Raw genomic sequence first — 20,326 nt, forward strand, 5'->3', positions numbered from 1 at the left:
TTAATGCTTGCTTTTTATTTTAATTATTTAAAATAGTAGTTTACTGTTGTAAAATTATGTATTGGGATTTGTTTGTAAATATAATAGCGATCTTGGAGGGGAAGATGGAAATCTTAAAAGAAGAATATGCATCAGGAGATCTACTAGACTTAATTATTGGAAATTTGCAGAGAGAAAAGGGAAGTGAGCTGAATGCTTTCTTAACCAATGTAGCATTCAATAAGAAGTTGACAGATGTTCAATCGAATATTCATTGTTATATGATTGGTTTTAATGGGAATGATCAACCTAGAGTAAAAGATTTGGCAAGAGCAGTTGCAGCAAGATTAATTGATTATGCAATTCCTAGAAGTGAAATTATGGAGGCTCAAGAAAAAGATCAGAAATCAAATACTACTGTAAACACAGTTGAGTTGAAGATGAAAGCGAAGCAGCTTTTTACCAGTCTGAAGAAGTCTGGTGAAGGTGGTGAAATGCTGTTATATATGTTAGTTCAAGCTTTCTTAGGACTGCCACAGCTTTTATGTAAAATGCCTTTGAAAACAAGTTCTGAAATGCATTACCACGGAGCCGACGGTATTCATATAGGGTATGACAGAAATACTAAAAAGCTTGCCCTGTACTGGGGAGAATCTAAGTTGTATAAATCATTTGATAGTGCACTAAAGAATTGTTTAGATAGTTTAAAGCCATTTTTATTTGATGATGGTGGTACAAAAGCTTCACAAAATAGAGATTTACAATTGATAACAGATAATCTGGATTTATGTAACGAGGAATTAGAAGATGCAATATTAGATTTTCTTAATCCAAATAGTCCTTCCTTTAAAAAAATGCAATATAGAGGTGTTTGTCTGATTGGGTTTGATAATGGTGCTTATCCACTAGTGCCAAACTCTAAGGATGAAGATAGTGTTTTAAATGAAATTAAAGATGAGTTAGGAAGGTGGGAAAAGAAATTAGAAAAACAAATAAAAAACAGAACACCTCTAGATTCTTTTATTTTAGAAGTGTTTTTAGTTCCATTCCCATGTGTAAAAACATTTAGAGATAGTTTCTTAGGAGAGCTTGCTAATGTCTAAAAAAAGGTTAGTTCATAAATTATATAATTTAGATGGATTTCAAGAAAATCTTTTGCCTGTGGTAGTGCAATCTGTTACATTACAATTTGTAAATATCAATACGGAAAATAATGAGTTTATGAAAAAGGTAATTGACTGGGAATATATGCTTTTATGTGGGAGTATTCTTGCTAAATCAGATAATGGTGAACATTTAGATGTAGCTTATAGAATTGCTCAATATTGTTTAAATTCTTTGGAGACGAACGAGAATCAAAAATTAGCTGCAACAATCATTTTAGATTCTATGACAAATGCTTCAACTATCCAGTTAGCTATGGAGAAAGAATTAATACCTACTACTTACAAAGAGAATGTACCATTAACTTTTCAACTAGAGATGATTAAGAGGGGAATACAATACTCTGTACTTGATCAAGGAACAAATAATTTATTATATGTTAATCGATTTCAATTGGATGCCTATAAAGGCGCTATGGAAAATGATTGGACAAGTATTTCCGCTCCCACCTCTGCAGGTAAGTCATTTATAATTTTACAAATGCTAATTCAGTATTTAAAAAAGCAAAACAATCAAGTGATAGTATATATTGTGCCGACAAGAGCTTTAATACAACAAGTGGAATACGATTTACATAAAGCTTTATCTGTAAATAAATTAGGAAAGGTTTATGTTACTTCAGTTCCAATCTTTCCGAAAGATATGGAAAATGAAAGTGTAGTCTTTGTATTAACTCAAGAAAGGCTACAATGGATGCTGTTGGATAATCATGAGATAAAGCCTAGCATGATCATTGTAGATGAGGCACAAAAGATTGGAGACGGTTCTAGAGGTATATTATTACAACAGGTTATAGAAGAAATTATTCGTCGAACTAGTGAAGCGAAATTTATTTTTTCTAGTCCGATGACATCTAATCCAGAAATATTTTTAAATAAAGCAACGAGCGGTTCCTTAAAAAAATCAATTGTTACTGAACAAGTTACTGTAAATCAAAATCTTCTATGGGTTTCTCAAGTTCCTAGGAAACCCACACAATGGAACATAGAACTATGCTTAAAAGATAATAGGATATATTTAGGGAAGTTTACAATGAGAAATCGTCCAACTCAAGTTAGCAAGAGGTTACCATTTGTTGCTTTTGAATTAGGAAATAAGGAAGGTGGAAATTTAATTTATGCTAATGCACCTGCGGAGGCAGAGAAATGTGCCAAAATTTTATGGGATTTACGGGGAGATGAGGCAGATACAACTGATAAAGAAATACATGATTTGATTAAGCTGATAAAAAAGGTAATTAATAAAGATTATGTATTAGCAGAAATATTAACAAGAGGTATAGCCTTTCATTATGGGAATTTGCCTTTAATTATAAAAAATGAGATAGAACGGTTATTTAAAAATGGGAAAATTAAATATTTAGTATGTACATCCACTCTTATTGAAGGAATGAACTTGCCTGCAAAATCTATATTTATTAGAGGACCTAAAAAAGGGATTGGTACACCAATGAATGAAATTGACTTTTGGAACTTAGCTGGACGAGCTGGCAGACAAGGGAAGGAATTTCAAGGTAATGTTATATGTGTAGATGTAACTGATTCAAAGCTTTGGAATGGAGAACCACCAAGTATCAAGAAAAAGTATGTGATAGAGCCAAGTGTTGATATGGTTGTCCAAAATATCGATCAACTTATAGACTTCATAGAGGCTGGGACACCGAGAAAAGAGGCAAGTAGTAATCCAGAATTAGAGTATGGATTTGGTTATTTCTTGGGAGAACATATTAGAAATGATGGGCTGAATAATTCTCCTTTTTTAGACTCATACGAGAAAGAAACCGTAAAGATTGTTGAAAAAACAATCGCAGAATCTCTACAAGACATAGAGATTCCTAAGGAGATAATACTGAAAAATCCCGCTGTCAGTCCAATTGCTCAGCAAAAATTATTACAGTTTTTCAAAGAGTGTGACGAAGAAATCGAACAATATGTTCCTTTGCTACCTGAGAGTGATGAGGCATTGGATCAATATTGTAGAATAGTTGAGAAGATAAGTGGATTTTTGTCGGGAGATCCAGCGGCAATAACATATCCGCATGCATTACTAGTTGTGGAATGGATGAGAGGTTATAGTCTATCTAGGATAATTAATCGAAACTGGAAGTATTGGAAAGAGAAAAATAAAAATCTCCAAACTGTTATCAGAGATACTATGAGGGATATCGAAGAGTATGCAAGATTTAAATTTGTTAAATATTCTTCATGTTATATTGATATTTTAAAATATTTCTTAGAGTGTAATGGTTACGAGGAAATAGTAAAAGATATTCCAGAGCTAAGCCTGTGGTTAGAATTTGGTGTATCTCAGGGGACTCAAATTTCTTTGATGAGCTTAGGGTTAACTAGAACATCAGCAATTGCTATCTCAGAATATATTGTAGACACAGATTTAACACCTAAGCAATGTATAGAGTGGTTAAAAGAACATAATCTAGATTCGCTTGATTTGTCACCTATTGTAATTACAGAGATATACAATATTTTAAGTGTAAATGCAAAATAAATTCTTGTTTGCATTCAGTGAAAATTTGAAGAAGGTTCTCCCGTATATTCATGAATTATGGGGAAGAACGGTGCATATGGAGTCGATTGTGGAGAATAAAGGTGTGGTATTTTCTTATGATGGGAAGATGGTGCATCGGAAGTATGTGTGATGGCATTTATAGTTAAGTATTAATTAAAGTAAAATAGGTGATTTGAAAAATAACGGGGAAGATTCCCCGTTATTTTTATCTATTAAATCAAGCCCATATTAACTTCATGAAAGTTTGGTATTCTTTATCTGCGCAATTATATAACCCGAAAAGATGTTTCATTACTACTGAAGGGTCGAAATTAGTTTCAGAAAAGTCTAAAGGAATTGAAATAGTAATAGAATTCGAATTTTCAATTGTAAATTTTGCAAATCTATAATCTGTATTCAAGTCATTTAACAGTGTTAGTATAGCATCTTTTTTTAGAGGGTTATTAACCTGTGCGATGTTCAAACAATACATATCTACGCTAGTATAATCGTTGCTAAATGCAACCACTAGGCGTATATTTGCTCCGCTATCTGTTCTTTGATCTGTAGAAAAGAAAATAGAACCATCATTATTTTCATTTTCCATCATGTGGAAATCCTCTGCTTGTAAATGATTTCTAAATGCATTAATGTTTTGTGCAACTGCAGCTATTGTCATTATATTCTCCTCCGAAAAAATTGATATCTGTTTATAAAGATAATTATATTATAAGTTGTGGGTTTTAGGAATATATTTCTAAAAATAAAAAATCAGACCCTTTTAAAAAGTTTTGTTAACTTTTTATTAAACTAAGCCAATGGGTATTTTAGTTTTAATAAGAATCGAGAAAATCAATAATGAAGTTTGTTAGAGTTAATTTTTAACAGTTAAGCACCTTAGCAATACGAAGGCTGGGCATCATACTGGCATCAACGCATACTTCGCGAAATGGACTTAACATCTGATGAAGCAATTGAATTTGCGAAATTAAATGCGGGCGTCGTTCAGCCATCCAAAACAAGCATTAATCCATACTACCTCGGTATTAAAATGTTTGAAGATATTGAGGAGCGCTACAACAACCCGACAGAAGAAATGAAAAGACGAGGTGTCAAACCAGGATCTGGTCGTGACAAAATCTTTGAAGTACGCGAAATCGAATGGGACGTATCGTTTTTAAGAAACTACTTAAATAAAGATCTCGTAATGAGAGAAGATATGTACTTATTCCAGCGTCAAGGAAAAGAATATAAAGTAATAGATAAAGAGTGGGAGCATGTACGTGATCAGCTCGTAAATATGCGGACAAATGGTGGTTTCCCGTACTTAGTAGTAGAAGACGGGGACTACTTAAAGAATGGAGAATTGTACATTAAACATAGTTACGAAGGAATTGAGCTCGATTTAAAATACTTAGAAAAGGTATTGCCATATCTTCATCAGCTATGGGGAAGAACGGTGCATATGGAGTCGATCGTAGAGAGTAAGGGTGTTGTGTTTTCTTATGATGGGAAGATGGTGCATCGGAAGTATGTGTGACGGAAAGAACGGACATAGAATGCTATGTCTGTTCTTTTTTATTTGGAAAAAGGTAAAATATGCTATTCTTAAACAAAAGGGAGTTACATAGAGAAATGGAGCGATTCAAATGAGCAGTTTAGAAGTGCAATTGTTTCAAATTAATGATGGTATGTTCTCAGGTATACCAATGGAACCTTTTTCGGAAACGGCATTAGAAGTGAAAGAGAATCTTCAAAATGAATTGGCTTTCTTTGGTGGATATATGAACGGATATATTGGTTACTTGCCGACAAAGGAAGAAATTTCATATGGTGGTTATGAAGTGGAATTAAGTCCTGTTGTGTATGGGCCGGTTACAAATTTATTGATGCCACCGGAGGAAAATACAGCAGATGTAATCGTACAGAAAGCTATAGAACTATACGTAAGAGAACTTGGAGATATCTAAGTTCTTTTTTATTTGTTTCAAATTTGTGAAAGAAAAACATATATATTGAAAATGCTCTTTGTATATCTTATTATATACCCATACAGGTATAGGTTTGTGTGGGGTTTGAGAAAATTAAATACTATGGAGGTTTAAAATATGTCCAGAAAAATAGTTGTAGTAGGCGGAGTTGCCGGCGGCGCATCAGTAGCTGCAAGGCTTCGTCGATTAAGTGAAGAAGATGAAATTATTATGGTGGAGCGCGGTGAATATATTTCATTCGCAAATTGTGGCTTACCATACTATATTGGCGATGTCATTGCAGAAAGACAAAAATTATTAGTACAAACTGTTGAAAGAATGTCGAAGCGTTTTAATTTAGATATACGTGTATTGAGTGAAGTAGTAAAGATTAATAAAGAAGAGAAAACAATTACGATAAAGAATGTAACGACAAATGAAACATATAGCGAGCAATATGATATTTTAATTCTTTCACCAGGGGCGAAACCAATTGTTCCACCTATTCCGGGTATTGAAGAAGCGAAGGCGTTGTTTACGTTAAGAAATGTACCTGATACAGATCGTATTAAAGCGTATATTGATGAGAAGAAACCACATCATGCGATGGTTATTGGTGGCGGATTTATTGGAGTGGAAATGGTTGAGAACTTAAGAGAACGTGGGATTGAGGTTACTCTTGTAGAGATGGCAAATCAAGTGATGCCACCAATCGATTATGAAATGGCGGCATATGTGCATGAGCATATGAAAAATCACGATGTTGAGTTTGTTTTTGAAGATGGTGTAGATGCATTAGAAGAGAGCGGGAATGTTGTACGTTTAAAAAGTGGCTCAGTTATAGAGACAGATATGATTATTTTAGCAATTGGTGTACAACCAGAGAGTAGTTTAGCAAAGGATGCAGGGTTAGCACTAGGAGTTAAAGGAACGATAAAAGTAAATGAGAAATTTCAAACGTCTGACCCACATATATATGCAATTGGTGATGCGATTGAAGTGAAAGATTTTGTTACTGAAACAGAAACGATGATTCCTTTAGCGTGGCCAGCTAATCGTCAAGGTCGTATGTTAGCAGATATTATTCATGGTCATACGGATTCTTTATATAAAGGTACGCTCGGAACTTCTGTAGCTAAAGTTTTTGCTCTAACAGTTGCTTCGACTGGAGTAAATGAGAAAATATTAAAACGATTAAATATACCCTATGAGGTAGTACATGTACAGGCAAATTCTCATGCGGGATACTACCCGAATGCTACGCCAGTGCTAATAAAATTAATTTTTAATAAAGATAGCGGAAAAATTTATGGAGCACAGGCGTTAGGACGTGACGGTGTAGATAAGCGTATGGATATTATCGCAACGGCAATAAAAGCAAATTTAACTGTACTTGATTTGCCAGATTTAGAATTATCATATGCCCCGCCATATTCTTCTGCAAAAGACCCAGTAAACATGGTAGGGTATGCGGCAAGTAATATAGTAGATGGTTTTGTGGACACAGTACAATGGCATGAAATAGATCGTATTGTTGAAAATGGTGGATATCTTATTGATGTTCGAGAGCCTAATGAACTCAAACAAGGAATGATTAAAGGCTCTATTAATATTCCGTTAGATGAATTACGTGATCGTTTGGATGAAGTGCCAGTGGATAAAGATATATATATTACGTGTCAACTCGGTATGAGAGGATATGTTGCAGCGCGCATGTTAATGGAAAAAGGATATAAGGTAAAGAATGTAGATGGTGGTTTTAAATTGTATGGAACAGTATTACCAGAACGTATTGTATATTGATATTTTTTCATCTTCCACTTCAAAATTTGGTGGGAGATGAAAGCCTATAGATTAAGGTTTCGCTTTTTGTTTTGCAAATATATGAGGTGAAAATTAAAAATAGGGGTTTACAAAATACCCTATAGGGTATAATATATTGTCATAGGTTATAAATAGTGACATAATGGTAATGAGGTGATTATACAATGGAATATAATCAAGACATGAAAAATAGATTAAAGCGTATTGAAGGGCAAGTTCGTGGTGTGCTTCGTATGATGGAAGAAGGAAAAGATTGCCGAGAGGTTATTACACAGTTAACGGCGTCTCGTTCTGCACTTGATCGTACAATTGGACTTGTTGTTGGAACAAATTTAGAGCAATGTTTACGTGAACAGTTTGAAAGTGGTAATGGTTCAAATGAAGAATTAATTAAAGAAGCTGTTCAATTACTTGTAAAAAGCCGATAATCTGTCAAACGTAAGTGTTGACAGATTTTCAAAAACATTTTATTATACCCCTACAGGTATATGTGTATAAGTTGTGGAGGAATCGACTATGAGTATAAAAGTGAATATGAGTTTAGATTGCAAAGGTTTGGCTTGTCCGATGCCGATTGTGAAAACGAAGAAGGCGATAGAAGGATTAGCATCAGGACAAGTGATTGAAATTAAGGCAACAGATAAAGGATCTACAGTAGATATACAAAGCTGGGCAAATAAAGTAGGGCATCAATATATCGGGACGAAACAAGAGGGCGATGTTTTGAGGCATTACATTAGGAAAGCACATGAGCATGAAGTGAACGAAGTAGCAAAGTATCCTCATACGATTACGAATACGGAGTTGGAAGAGATATTATTAAGCGATGAAGAGTGTATTGTATTAGATGTTCGAGAAGCAGCGGAATTCGCTTTTGGTCATATTCCATCGGCCGTTTCGGTGCCGTTAGGAGAGTTAGACAGTGCAGTTTTAGATCAGACGAAGCAAATTTATGTTGTTTGCCGAACTGGTAACCGTAGTGATGTAGCTTGCCATATGTTGAAAGAGAAAGGTTATACAAATGTGAAAAATGTCATTCCAGGTATGTTAGAGTGGCAAGGGAATATAAAGAATTAAATTTTTTTAAATGTAAATATACCATAGGGGGTAAAAAGATGAGTGTTAAATCATTACAAGCAAAAGATGTTGCAGAGAAAGTTTTATTCGGAGAGTTGTTTATTTTAGATGTTCGTAATGAGACGGATTATGAAGATTGGAAAATTGAAGGGAAAGAAGTTACTTCAATGAATGTGCCGTACTTTGATTTATTAGAGGGTGTAGATCATATTGCAAGTGAATTGCCTAAAGATAAAGATGTTTTAGTAGTATGCGCAAAAGAAGGGTCTTCTATATTTGTGGCAGAGCAATTAACAGAGGCTGGATTAGAAAATATTTATTATTTAGCTGGTGGTATGAAGGCATGGAGTGAATATGTAAAGCCTGTAAAAGTTGGAGATTTAAAAAATGGCGGAAGTATGTATCAGTTTAACCGCCTTGGAAAAGGTTGTTTATCTTATATGGTCGTTTCAAACGGTGAAGCAGCAGTTATTGATGCAGTAAGAACAGTTGAAGCGTATGAAGAATTTGCGAAAGAGCATGCTGTTACGATTACGAATGTAATGGATACACATTTACATGCAGACCATATTTCTGGAGGACATAAGTTAGCGGAAAAAGTAGGTGGTACGTATTGGTTACCGCCAAAAGATGCGGAGGAAGTTGTTTTCTCATACGAACCGCTTGTTGAAGGATCTGTTATTACGGTGGGGGGTACTAAAATTGAAATTGATGCATTATACTCACCGGGGCATACGATTGGAAGTACATCATTTATTGTAGATGATTCCTATTTATTATCAGGCGATATTTTATTTGTAGATTCCATCGGGCGTCCAGATCTTGCTGGGAAGGCTGAAGATTGGGTAAGTGATTTACGTAATACTTTATATAGCCGATATAAAGAGCTATCTCAAAATTTAGTTGTGTTACCAGCTCATTATTCAAAAGTAAGTGAAATGAACGAAAGTGGTATTGTTAGCGCAAAATTAAAAGATTTGTTTGCGAATAATGCAGGGTTAAATATTGAGGATGAGGTAGAGTTCCGTAAAACTGTAACAGAAAACTTACCACCTCAGCCAAATGCATATGAAGAAATCCGTCAAACCAATATGGGTAAAATTCACCCAAGTGTGGATAAAGAGCGTGAAATGGAGATTGGTCCAAATCGTTGTGCAGTGCACGAATAATGAAATAAATAAAAAATGGAGGAATAGATGATGAATGTAAAACAAGTATTAGATGCGACAGGTTTAGCGTGTCCAATGCCGATTGTAAGAACGAAGAAAGCGATGGATACTTTACAAACGGGAGAAGTGTTAGAAGTACATGTAACGGATAAAGGGTCTATTAAGGATATTCCAGCATGGGCAAATAAAAGTGGTCATGACATTGTAAAGCATGTAGAAGAAGATGATGTGCTGAAGTTTTGGATTAAGAAGGCGTAGTAGTTTTATAAATATAGAGAGGTTGGTTATATGAATACAATACTAAGTACGCTTTTCATTGTATTTGCTGTAGTAGTTGTTATGTCGCGTTTTTTACCAGTTAAAGGTGTTCAAAATATAAGTGGAAAACAATTAAAGAATATAGCGGGAAAAAAGGGGAAACAACTTATCGATGTTCGTACAGTAAGTGAATATAGAGGAAATCATATGAAAGGATTTCAAAATATCCCTTTAAATGAGTTAGCTAGTAGAGCAAGTCAGTTAGATAAAAATAAGGAAGTAATCGTTATTTGTCAGAGCGGGATGAGAAGTAAGCAAGCAGCAAAAGTATTAAAAAAATTAGGATTTCAGCACGTTATCAATGTTTCAGGCGGAATGAATGGTTTGTGAGGAGGAAATGTAAAATGAAAGAAATGACAGCAAAAGAATTAGAAGAAAAATTGTTGCGTAAAGAAGCAGTAAATATCGTAGACGTACGTGAAGTAGAAGAAGTAGCTGAAGGGAAAATTCCAGAAGCGTGTAACATTCCACTAGGGCTGTTAGAATTTCGTATGCATGAGTTGGATAAAAAGAAAGAATATATTATCGTTTGTCGCTCTGGCGGCAGAAGTGCAAGAGCAGTTCAGTTTTTAGAAAGTTACGGTTTTCGAGTGATTAATATGGTAGGTGGTATGTTAGCGTGGGAAGGTAAAGTAGAATAGGGCGAAATGCTTTTTTTATAAAAATTAGAATACCCCTATAGGTAATCGGAGGGAGAACAACATGGAACAACAAAAGAAAACAACAATCGTTTTATTTAGCGGAGATTATGATAAAGCGATGGCTGCTTATATTATTGCAAATGGTGCAGCTGCTTATGATCAAGAGGTAACTATTTTTCATACTTTCTGGGGATTAAATGCTTTAAGGAAAGATGAACATGTAAAGGTAAAGAAAACTTTCATAGAAAAAGTATTTGGAAAGATGATGCCACGTGGTGCTGACAAGATGGGATTATCGAAAATGAATTTTGTCGGTATGGGCCCAAAGATGATCAAAGGTATTATGAAAAAACATAATGCGATGCCGTTACCAGATTTAATTGATTTGGCGAAAGAACAGGGGATTAAACTTGTAGCTTGTCAAATGACAGTAGATTTATTAGGGTTAAAAGAGGAAGAGATTATGGAAGGGGTAGAGTTTGCAGGAGTAGGAGCTTATTTAGCAGATGCTTCGGATGGGAATGTGAACTTATTCATTTAATTCATCTTCTTTCTAGAAGGGAGGGGATGTAAGATGAGCTTAGTCGTATTACTTTTTATAATTGGGTTTATAGGATCGTTTATATCAGGAATGGTTGGAATTGGCGGTGCGATTATTAATTATCCGATGATCTTATACATTCCGGTATTGCTAGGATTTACTGGCTATACTGCACATGAAGTGAGTGGTATTACAGCGGTGCAAGTATTCTTTGCAACTTTTGCAGGGGCATGGGCTTATCGGAAAAGTAATGATATGGATAAAACGCTCGTTGTGTATATGGGAGCTAGTATATTAATAGGAAGTTTTATAGGTAGTTTTGGTGCTAATGCATTAGAGGAACATACGGTCAATGTTGTTTATGCAGCGTTAGCAACAATTGCTGCTATTATGATGTTCGTACCGAACCGAAATAATGGTGATGAACTGAAATATAATAAATGGTTAGCAAGCTTGTTAGCGTTTAGTGTAGGCGGAGCATCAGGTATTATAGGTGCTGGAGGTTCGTTCCTTTTAGTTCCGATTATGCTAGTCATTTTAAAACTGCCAATACGTACAACGATAGCAACCTCTATCGCTATTACGTTCATTTCCTCAGTAGGGATTACGACTGGAAAAGTGATAACTGGGCAAGTAGTTGTAATGCCAGCTCTTATTATTGCGATTGCAAGCATCTTTGCTGCGCCGCTTGGAGCGCGAGTTGGGAAAAAGATCAATCAAAAAGCACTGCAATATATGTTATCGATTTTGATTGTAGGAACTGCTGTTAAGATGTGGATTGATATGATATCGAAATAAAAGGATGGCGCTGCTTGCAGCCCATCCTTTTATTTATGCCCAAATCACTTTCATTAAGTTCTTATATTCGTCATTTGCTAATCTATATAGCGCTAGAGTATGTTCAAAGACAAGCGCTGGATTAAAGTTTGGTTCTGAGAATGCAAGAGATGTTGAAATATCAATTGCATTTTGCTTGTTTAATGTGAATTTTGCAAATCGATAAGATGTGTTTAATTCATTAATAACGTGCAAAATATCATTTGTTGCTGTTGCATCGGGTACGTGAGCAACATTGAAGCAGTATATATCCACAGTAGGATCTTCATTTTGGAAAGCAGCGAGAAGTTGAATTTTTGCGCCAGCTTCTGTTTCTAATCCTACTGAAAAATGAACAGAACCATTATTTTCATCTATATTTTCTTCCATGTATATATCGTTTGACTTTAAGTAGTCTCTAAAATCTGAGATGTTATGTTTTACTGCAGCTTTCATATGTATGAACCCCCTGATAATTGGAATAGATTGCTACTATTTATTATAATTTAAAAATATTAAAAAAGATAGTTAGAAAGTTCTGATTTTTGATTGTGACGGAATAAAAAGAAGCAGTACTCTACCTCCATAGAGAACTGCTTCTTTATTATTCATTGTCGTTAGACGATGTTTCTGTATCTTCATTGCTATTTTTATTTTTCACTTCATTGTTACTTGATTCGCGTTCACTTGAATTTTCAGACTTAGATTCTTTTGTTTTCTCTGTACTTGTTTTTTTCGAATCAGAGTCTGTTTTTGTATATGCAGGTAATCCAAGGTGCGTACGAAGATCGTTTGTAACTTTTGCTAATTCTTTTTTATCTGGATTGTAGTAATACGTTCGGCCGCCACCAGCAGATTTGCTACAAGTATCATCACCTTTTGCCATGTAGCAGTCTTCACCTTGAATTTGTAATTTTTCAATTTCTGAATCCGATCCGTACTTATAGAATGAAAGCATATCATCGAATGTTAAGTTTGTAACGAATTGTCCGTTAATATCATCAATGATGTTACCAACTTTTGTTACAGATCCAACGCTTGTTAGTTTCTTTAAAATTGCTTCAATAACGAGCTGTTGACGTTGCCCACGCATTGCATCACTATCGATGTGGCGTGTTCTAGCAAGAGCAAGAGCTTCTTCACTATTTAGCTTTTGAACACCTTTCTTCAGGTGAATTGCATCAGCATTATCATTACTATCTTGTTCCGTAAATTCAACGGGTACATCAACTTCAATGCCGCCTAAATCGTCGACAATTTTCATAAATGATTTGAAGTTAAACTTTACAAAGTAATCAACAGGAACATTTAGTAATTTTTCAACTGCATCAATACTTGCTTGTGGTCCACCATCTTTTCCGTTTTTAGTAGAACCGTATGCATGAGCGTGTGTAATTTTATCTTTTTTCTTTTCCACTGGAATATACGTATATGTATCTCGTGGAATACTTAATAGTTTTACAGTTTTGCTATCTTTATTAAACGTTGCAAGTAATAGTGCATCCGTTCTTATAGCTTCACCATATTCTTTTCCTCGGACATCGCTTTCATCGACACCCATTACTAAGACAGAGACATTGTTTGTAATAGGTTTTACAACTTTATCACGTAAATCAGATTTATCACCGCGTGCTAAATCGTGTGCGGCATTTCGAACAGCAGAAGATGCTTTATTTACTAAAAACCAAGTATAACCGCCACCTACTATTAAAAAGAATAGAATAACGCTTATAATAATTTTTATTTTTTTCTTACTTTTTTTCGGTTTACTGCGTGTATTTTCTTGCAAAGATGGGTTTTGCTCCATTTCCTGTACTCCTTCATTTGGATTGAAATACGACACTCATATCCACTTATTATAATGAAATTTGACGAAAAAAAACATTACAAAACATTTACATTTCGTAAAAATTCAATATATTTATAAAAAGTCAGATATTCTATATTATATTTTTTAGATGTAAAATAAGTATAAGTTGTTTTAGTAGAAATGAAAATATGTATTGTGAGAAAGTGATAGAGAAGTAAGATTTGTTGAAATATAGCCAAGAAGAAGCGAGTAGGTTTACTTGTTTCTTCCATATAATAAAGAAGAATTTGACGGATAAAGGAGAGGGCGTAATGAATCATACATCATTCCGAGCAATTGTTGTGAACGAAACAGAAAGTAAGCAGTTTGTAAGAAACGTTGTAGCGAGAGAAGTAAGTAGTTTACCTGAAGGGGACGTATTCATACAGGTTCATTATTCTTCACTAAATTATAAAGACGCTCTTTCAGCCACTGGTAATAAAGGTGTTACGAGAACATATCCTCATACGCCAGGAATTGATGCAGCAGGAGTGGTTGTGAGTAGTGAAGATGCTACCATTAAGGTAGGAGATCAAGTCATTGTAACGGGATATGATTTAGGGATGAATACTTCTGGTGGTTTCGGAGAATATATTCGCGTGCCGGCATCTTGAATTGTCCCTTTACAGCCCTTTCCGAACGGGAAAGCCCATCGCCTTTAGGTATGGGATGAAAGTGAGGTTGGATACGGAGTACCACTAAAAATCGCTAAGTTTGTGGTACTTTAAGTATCCAAAATATTGGTATCTTTTGTGGTGTAGTTTAAAAGTAAAACTGATACAATGTGAATATGATAAATGATTATAGAAGAACCAAAACAACTGTGTCATTAATTAACTACCATTTTGTGTTTTGCCCGCGATACAGAAGAAAGATTTTTCTTAACACAAAAGTAGAAGAACGTTTCAAAGAGTTGGTTCAAGAAATATGCGGAGAAATGGATGTTGCTATTGTCGCAATGGAATGCGACAAAGACCACGTTCACTTGTTCTTAAATATACTACCAACACTTAGTCCTGCTGACACAATGGCGAAAATTAAAGGAGTGACATCGAAGCGTTTGAGAGGAGAGTTTCCTCATCTTCAACACTTGCCAAGTCTATGGACACGTTCCTATTTTGTTTCTACTGCTGGAAATGTATCGACTGAGACAATTAAACAGTATGTTGAAAATCAAAAGACGAGGGGGTGAAAATTGTGTCACAAACAATCACAGTCAAAGTTAAATTGCTTCCAACAAAAGAACAAATTCAGTTATTGGAACAAAGTAGCTATGAGTATATCAAAGTCATTAATACACTTGTATCTGAAATGGCTGAAGCGAAGAAGAGCACTAAGAAAAGTACAAAAGATGTTGAAGCTAATCTTCCAAGCGCAGTGAAGAACCAAGCAATTAAAGACGCTAAAAGTGTGTTTTCTACCAAGGTGAAAAAAAGTAAATACAAAGTTATTCCGATTCTAAAGAGACCTGTTTGTGTATGGAACAATCAAAACTATTCGTTTGACTTCACGCACATTTCAGTTCCACTCATGGTAAATGGAAAATCAACTCGCTTAAAGGTTCGTGCTTTATTAACTGATAAATATAATCGCAATTTTAATTTGTTAACACACAAGTTAGGTACACTTCGTATCACGAAGAAATCTAATAAGTGGATTGCTCAAATATCTGTCACGATTCCTACAAATGAAAAAACAGGAACGAAGATTTTAGGGGTAGATTTAGGTCTTAAAGTCCCTGCGGTAGCCATCACAGACGATGATAAAGTTCGTTTCTTCGGCAATGGTAGACAAAACAAATATATGAAACGTAAGTTTCGTAGTGTTCGTAAGAAGTTAGGTGAAAATAAGAAATTAAATGCCATTCGACAACTTGATGATAAAGAACAAAGATGGATGCAAGACCAAGACCACAAAGTAAGTCGTGAAATCATTGACTTTGCAACCGATAATAACATTTCTGTTATTCGTTTAGAACAACTAACGAATATTAGACAGACGGCAAGAACAAGCCGTAAAAACGAGAAAAATCTACACACTTGGTCATTCTATCGTTTAGCACAATTCATTGAATACAAAGCGAATTTAGTTGGTATTAAGGTAGAATATGTGAACCCTGCTTATACAAGTCAAACATGTCCGAAATGTTCTGAAAAGAACAAAGCACCAGACAGAAAATACAAGTGCCGATGTGGATTTGAGAAACATCGTGATATTGTTGGGGCGATGAATATTCGCTACGCAACTGTGATTGATGGTAACAGTCAATCAGCCTAAGATGCTATACGCACTGTCTTAGGAGGGGCAATGAGATGCCCTCATCTTGAAGTCTGTTCAAAACAGAAATGGACTGCGAACGTTTAGTCATTCAAGAATCCCACCCGTCAATCCGTAAGGATTAGGGCTTGCGACTTTAGTCGTGGGAGTCTCAACAGAGGGAATGTCATTAAAGGAAAGTATGATGTACGGGACGGCAGGTTTTACAGCCGCTTTATCAGTATATAAGCTTATTAGAGCAGGAGTAACGCCTAGTATGGGCGATGTTTTAGTAACGGGTGCTACAGGCGGTGTAGGAAGTGTAGCTGTAAGTATTTTAAGTAAGTTAGGGTTTAGCGTAGTAGGAGCGACAGGGAAAATGGAAGAGGAACAGATGCTACTACGTCTAGGAGCGAAAAAAGTGATGCATCGCGCGGAATTGAATGATGAATCAGGAAGACCAATGTTAAAAGGAATATACGCCGGGGTTATCGATACTGTAGGTGGATATATGTTAGAAACAGCTTTAAAAACGGTAAAGTATGGCGGGTGCGTAACGACATGCGGTAATGTGGCAGGCCAGCAATTACAAACAACGGTATATCCGTTTATTTTGCGAGGTATCAGCCTGTTAGGGATAGATTCAGTGCAATGCCCAGTGGATGTGAGAAGAGATGTGTGGACGCTCCTAGCCAATGAATGGGGAAATAAAGAGTTACGATTTTATACAGAAGAATGTGCATTAGAAGAATTAGATGAGAAGTTTACACTTATATTGCAAGGAAAGTTAAAAGGAAGAACGGTTGTAAATATGAAATGAAAAAAGAGACGCTCACGTTAGCGTCTCTTTTTTATTATAATGATTGTTTTAAATTGACTTTACCTTGTTCACCTAAAACACCATCAGCGATATTTACAGCGTGATCGCCAATACGCTCTAAGTTACTTACCATATCAACGAAGATGATACTTGCATCACCTGAACAGCTACGTTCGTTTAGACGTAATACGTGACGTTTACGAAGAACACGTTCCATTTGATCGATTTTACGTTCTTTTGCAATAACAGTTTGAGCTAGTTCAGTATCGAAGTTTGTTAAAGCTTCAACTGCGTCTTGTAATGTTGAAATTGTTAACTCAAGCATTTCATTTAGTTCAGCTAATGCTTCGCCTGATAGAGAAACACGATTTGAAATTTGGAAATCTACAAGTTCTACAAGATTTTCTACATGATCACCGACACGTTCAATATCTCCAACAACACCTGCTAGAACTGAATGCTTCTCAGAGTCTGTCGGTGAAAGTGGTTTTTCTGATAGTAAAACTAAATACTCGGTAATTTTTTTATCTAAATTGTTAATAGCTCCTTCTAATTGAGTAGCCATGTTCGCGTGTTTTTTGTCTTGTGTATTTAAAAATTGATTTGCTTCTTTTAATCCATGTAATGAAAACTCAGCCATACGAATAATCTCTTTTTGAGCTTCTGTTAAAGCGATAGCTGGAGATTGTTCAATAAAGATTGGATTTAAATGTTGCGGTTTGAAATCAATAGCAGCATCTTCACCACGAATAATTTTCGTTACAATCCATGCTAATACAGCGATGAATGGGAACTGAATAATTGTATTCGTTACGTTAAATGTTCCGTGTGCGAATGCAATTGTCATTTCTGGATTTAAGTTTAATGACGTTTGGAAATATTGGATTAAGCTTGTAAATGGTACTAATAAAATTGTAAAGATGATTGTACCGATAATATTAAAGATAACGTGAACCAATGCTGCACGTCTTGCAGCAATTGAAGTACCGATTGCTGCTAATACTGCTGTAATTGTTGTACCGATATTATCACCGAATAATACAGGAAGGGCAGCTTGTAAATCGATTGCACCTTGACCGAATAGTTCTTGTAAAATACCGATTGTTGCACTTGAACTTTGTACAATTAAAGTGAAGACTGTACCAACAACAATACCTAGAATTGGATTGTCACTCATGCTAACCGTTAATTCTTGGAATGATTCTAAAGAACGAAGAGGCTTCATACCTGCGCTCATTAATTCTAAACCGAAGAATAACATACCAAAACCGAATACAACTTGACCTATAGAATGTACTTTTTTATTTTTAAAGAAGAATAGTAAGATTGCTCCAACTGCCATAACTGGAAGTGCGTATTCTCCGATTTTAATTCCGATAATAAATGCAGTAACTGTCGTACCGATGTTCGCACCCATAATAACACCAATTGCTTGTCTTAATGTCATAAATCCGGCACTTACAAGACCGACTGTTAAAGCGGTTGTTCCTGAACTTGATTGGATTAATACAGTAACTAACATACCTGCTAGTACACCCATCAGTGGGTTTGTTGTAAAACGATCTAGAATATCGCGAAGACGATCTCCAGCTGCTTGTTGCAGTCCATCGCCCATGTATTTAATCCCGAATAAGAAAATACCTAATCCACCAATGAACTGGAAGATCATATCTTGAACATTATATTCCACGCATTCCACTCCTTAAATTTCATGTACGATGTAATTATTAACTGAACCGTGAGGCAGTGTAAACGGTTTGCTAGTAAAATTTACACTAAATTTACAAAGAGAAGAAAAGTTTACAATTACTTAAAGAAACAGCTGTATTTTATTGGTTTTCATCTTATATAAATCTTAATTTTGTAAAGAAATCACACTTTTTAGAATAGTATTGTTCGGTTGAATATCAAGGAAAGCGTCTGCGAGTTCATCGTATATTTTTTGATGAAAATTTAAAAAATATGTAGGAAAATGCATGTAGTTTTATAACATCAAAAATAAGATAAAAAAGCCACTGGAATTATCCAGCAGCTTTTTCTGTGTTTTTATTTCCATGCTTTTGTCTTCTTACACTTGTGATGTAAATGAATAGGAAAGCAATAAGTAATAGAGAGGAATAACGATATACAGTTGCGTAGTTTGTAAAATGTGCAATGAATCCAAAAATAATCGCGCCAGCACCAATTCCAAGGTCAAATGCTGAGAAGAATGTAGCTGTTGCGACTCCTCGTCGGTGCGGTGCTACTCGGTCAATCATCCACGCTTGTAGTGCAGGTTGAATCGCTCCGAAACCACTTCCGTAGCATGCTGCTGCAATAATTAAGCTTGGAATGGTAGTTGTATACGACAATAAAATAATCCCTGTAAACGTAATAATAACTCCTGGAATAATTACGAAGGAATGACCTTTCGCATCATATAACTTTCCGGAAAATGGACGAGTAACAGCGATTGCAAGTGCATTAAATAAGAAGAAGAGGCTTATATCAGCAATTCCGACTTCGGTAGCGAATAATGTAATAAAGCTCCCGATTCCTCCGTACATTAATGTAATACATAATATTAATAATGAAGGAAGTAAAGCTTTGCGCTCGATAAATCCGTCGAGGAAGGTACTAGATGCTTGCTTTGGTGGTTGCGGCGATTTTTTGATTTGAAGTAGTTTCGTTAATATTAATGAAACAATTGTACAGGAAAGTGCACATAAAAAAAGAATCGTGAAGTTATATGTTTGCATAAGCCAAAGTCCGATAAGTGGACCGAGCGCCATCGCAATCGTTCCAGAAAGACCGAAATATCCCATGCCTTCACCGCGGCGAGCTTGCGGAATTAAATCTGAAACGACAGTTCCATATGTAGTCGTTGTAATACCAAAACCAGCTCCGTGTAAAATTCGAACGGCAAGTAATAGGAAAACAGTTGAAGCGAAAAGATAACTACCCATAGCGAGTAAACAAATAGCAGTACCGATCATTAAAATGATTTTTTTGCTGAATTTTTGCAAGGCATTTCCAGTTAGCGGTCTAACAAAAAGTGCCGCAACAGTAAACATACCGACAACAAATCCAATATTGGAACTTGTACCTCCAATTTCTTTCACATAAACAGGTAAAGTCGGAATTAACATTTGAAATCCTAAAAACATACATAAGTTTGCTAGAATTAGCGCAACAAATTCTTTCGTCCATAACGGTTCTCGTTTTACGAGTATTGCTTCTCCCATATATTCATCCCCTATATAAAAATTTCTCTTTTCTTTCGAGTATATGTATTGGCCAATGAAACAGTCAAGGAAGGTGCCTTGAAAACGTACAACAATTTTCGAGGTGAAAAACTGACAAATTTGTGTAAAAGCTACACAACTATGAAAAAAAGTTGTAAAGTATAGATGTATAG

General features: G+C 35.3%; 18 protein-coding genes and 5 pseudogenes. 18 read left to right on the top strand and 5 right to left on the bottom strand.

Annotation, left to right across the window (positions count from 1 at the left end; translation table 11 throughout):
- Nucleotides 1-104: 104 nt before the first annotated feature.
- The 3 genes and pseudogenes from PDK19_RS07180 to PDK19_RS27385 all read left to right on the top strand — a co-directional run.
- Complete coding sequence (locus PDK19_RS07180) at nucleotides 105-1,082, top strand: HamA C-terminal domain-containing protein (RefSeq protein ID WP_097648741.1); 978 nt, start codon at nucleotides 105-107, stop codon at nucleotides 1,080-1,082.
- Nucleotides 1,075-3,648, top strand: a complete 2,574-nt coding sequence (locus tag PDK19_RS07185) for a DEAD/DEAH box helicase (RefSeq protein WP_097648742.1) — start codon at nucleotides 1,075-1,077, stop codon at nucleotides 3,646-3,648. The genes PDK19_RS07180 and PDK19_RS07185 overlap by 8 nt, the downstream gene beginning before the upstream one ends.
- Nucleotides 3,649-3,673: 25 nt before the next feature.
- Nucleotides 3,674-3,799: pseudogene (locus PDK19_RS27385) on the top strand (hypothetical protein); the annotation flags it as partial.
- A gap of 87 nt (nucleotides 3,800-3,886) precedes the next feature.
- Here PDK19_RS27385 and PDK19_RS07190 read toward each other — a convergent pair.
- On the bottom strand, nucleotides 3,887-4,327 hold the full coding sequence (locus PDK19_RS07190) for a hypothetical protein (protein ID WP_097648743.1): 441 nt from the start codon (nucleotides 4,325-4,327) through the stop codon (nucleotides 3,887-3,889).
- Between the two features lie 228 nt (nucleotides 4,328-4,555).
- On the opposite strand from PDK19_RS07190, the pseudogene spoVR reads away from it, so the two are divergent.
- The 11 genes and pseudogenes from spoVR to PDK19_RS07245 form a co-directional block, all read left to right on the top strand.
- Nucleotides 4,556-5,188 (top strand): annotated as a pseudogene (gene spoVR, locus PDK19_RS07195) (stage V sporulation protein SpoVR); the annotation flags it as partial.
- A 115-nt stretch (nucleotides 5,189-5,303) separates the two neighbouring features.
- Nucleotides 5,304-5,618, top strand: a pseudogene (locus tag PDK19_RS07200) (neutral/alkaline non-lysosomal ceramidase N-terminal domain-containing protein); the annotation flags it as partial.
- Nucleotides 5,619-5,756: 138 nt separating this feature from the next.
- Complete coding sequence (cdr, locus tag PDK19_RS07205) at nucleotides 5,757-7,421, top strand: CoA-disulfide reductase (protein ID WP_000087565.1); 1,665 nt, start codon at nucleotides 5,757-5,759, stop codon at nucleotides 7,419-7,421.
- A gap of 185 nt (nucleotides 7,422-7,606) precedes the next feature.
- A complete protein-coding gene (locus PDK19_RS07210; protein WP_000456206.1) occupies nucleotides 7,607-7,870 on the top strand; it encodes a metal-sensitive transcriptional regulator in 264 nt (87 codons plus the stop codon).
- Nucleotides 7,871-7,958: 88 nt separating this feature from the next.
- Nucleotides 7,959-8,519: a sulfurtransferase TusA family protein gene (locus PDK19_RS07215; RefSeq protein ID WP_074567627.1), complete on the top strand. Its 561-nt coding sequence runs from the start codon at nucleotides 7,959-7,961 to the stop codon at nucleotides 8,517-8,519.
- 38 nt (nucleotides 8,520-8,557) lie between these two features.
- Nucleotides 8,558-9,688, top strand: a complete 1,131-nt coding sequence (locus PDK19_RS07220; protein WP_270706835.1) for an MBL fold metallo-hydrolase — start codon at nucleotides 8,558-8,560, stop codon at nucleotides 9,686-9,688.
- Nucleotides 9,689-9,715: 27 nt separating this feature from the next.
- Nucleotides 9,716-9,946 carry a sulfurtransferase TusA family protein gene (locus PDK19_RS07225; RefSeq protein WP_016716526.1) on the top strand — a complete coding sequence of 77 codons (231 nt, stop codon included), beginning with the start codon at nucleotides 9,716-9,718 and terminating at the stop codon, nucleotides 9,944-9,946.
- Between the two features lie 30 nt (nucleotides 9,947-9,976).
- Nucleotides 9,977-10,336, top strand: a complete 360-nt coding sequence (locus PDK19_RS07230) for a rhodanese-like domain-containing protein (RefSeq protein ID WP_016716527.1) — start codon at nucleotides 9,977-9,979, stop codon at nucleotides 10,334-10,336.
- Nucleotides 10,337-10,350: 14 nt separating this feature from the next.
- Nucleotides 10,351-10,647, top strand: coding sequence for a rhodanese-like domain-containing protein (locus tag PDK19_RS07235; protein ID WP_014893292.1), 297 nt, complete (start codon nucleotides 10,351-10,353; stop codon nucleotides 10,645-10,647).
- A gap of 61 nt (nucleotides 10,648-10,708) precedes the next feature.
- Nucleotides 10,709-11,188, top strand: coding sequence for a DsrE/DsrF/DrsH-like family protein (locus tag PDK19_RS07240; protein WP_000437736.1), 480 nt, complete (start codon nucleotides 10,709-10,711; stop codon nucleotides 11,186-11,188).
- Nucleotides 11,189-11,221: 33 nt separating this feature from the next.
- A complete protein-coding gene (locus PDK19_RS07245) occupies nucleotides 11,222-11,986 on the top strand; it encodes a sulfite exporter TauE/SafE family protein (RefSeq protein ID WP_000060728.1) in 765 nt (254 codons plus the stop codon).
- Nucleotides 11,987-12,019: 33 nt separating this feature from the next.
- On the opposite strand, the gene PDK19_RS07250 is transcribed toward PDK19_RS07245, so the two are convergent.
- The gene (locus tag PDK19_RS07250; protein ID WP_000642369.1) at nucleotides 12,020-12,460 is read right to left on the bottom strand and encodes a YbjN domain-containing protein; all 441 of its coding nucleotides are present in this window, start codon (nucleotides 12,458-12,460) and stop codon (nucleotides 12,020-12,022) included.
- Nucleotides 12,461-12,608: 148 nt separating this feature from the next.
- Entirely contained in the window at nucleotides 12,609-13,811 is a 1,203-nt protein-coding gene (locus tag PDK19_RS07255; RefSeq protein WP_074567628.1) for an LCP family protein, read from the bottom strand.
- 314 nt (nucleotides 13,812-14,125) lie between these two features.
- Here PDK19_RS07255 and PDK19_RS07260 point away from each other — a divergent pair.
- From PDK19_RS07260 to PDK19_RS07275, 4 genes and pseudogenes are all read left to right on the top strand, one after another.
- A pseudogene (locus PDK19_RS07260) lies at nucleotides 14,126-14,464 on the top strand (alcohol dehydrogenase catalytic domain-containing protein); the annotation flags it as partial.
- A gap of 179 nt (nucleotides 14,465-14,643) precedes the next feature.
- Nucleotides 14,644-15,045 carry an IS200/IS605 family transposase gene (gene tnpA, locus PDK19_RS07265; protein ID WP_014893290.1) on the top strand — a complete coding sequence of 134 codons (402 nt, stop codon included), beginning with the start codon at nucleotides 14,644-14,646 and terminating at the stop codon, nucleotides 15,043-15,045.
- A 5-nt stretch (nucleotides 15,046-15,050) separates the two neighbouring features.
- Nucleotides 15,051-16,130: an RNA-guided endonuclease TnpB family protein gene (locus tag PDK19_RS07270; protein WP_014893289.1), complete on the top strand. Its 1,080-nt coding sequence runs from the start codon at nucleotides 15,051-15,053 to the stop codon at nucleotides 16,128-16,130.
- A 157-nt stretch (nucleotides 16,131-16,287) separates the two neighbouring features.
- Nucleotides 16,288-16,929, top strand: a pseudogene (locus PDK19_RS07275) (zinc-binding dehydrogenase); the annotation flags it as partial.
- A gap of 34 nt (nucleotides 16,930-16,963) precedes the next feature.
- Here the strand turns inward: PDK19_RS07275 and PDK19_RS07280 are convergent.
- Together PDK19_RS07280 and PDK19_RS07285 are read right to left on the bottom strand one after the other, a co-directional pair.
- Nucleotides 16,964-18,619: a Na/Pi cotransporter family protein gene (locus PDK19_RS07280; protein WP_000456274.1), complete on the bottom strand. Its 1,656-nt coding sequence runs from the start codon at nucleotides 18,617-18,619 to the stop codon at nucleotides 16,964-16,966.
- Nucleotides 18,620-18,950: 331 nt separating this feature from the next.
- Nucleotides 18,951-20,153: an MFS transporter gene (locus PDK19_RS07285; RefSeq protein ID WP_049112927.1), complete on the bottom strand. Its 1,203-nt coding sequence runs from the start codon at nucleotides 20,151-20,153 to the stop codon at nucleotides 18,951-18,953.
- Nucleotides 20,154-20,326: the final 173 nt, after the last annotated feature.

This window comes from Bacillus cereus group sp. BcHK124, assembly GCF_027712065.1.
GTDB lineage: Bacteria > Bacillota > Bacilli > Bacillales > Bacillaceae_G > Bacillus_A > Bacillus_A pacificus.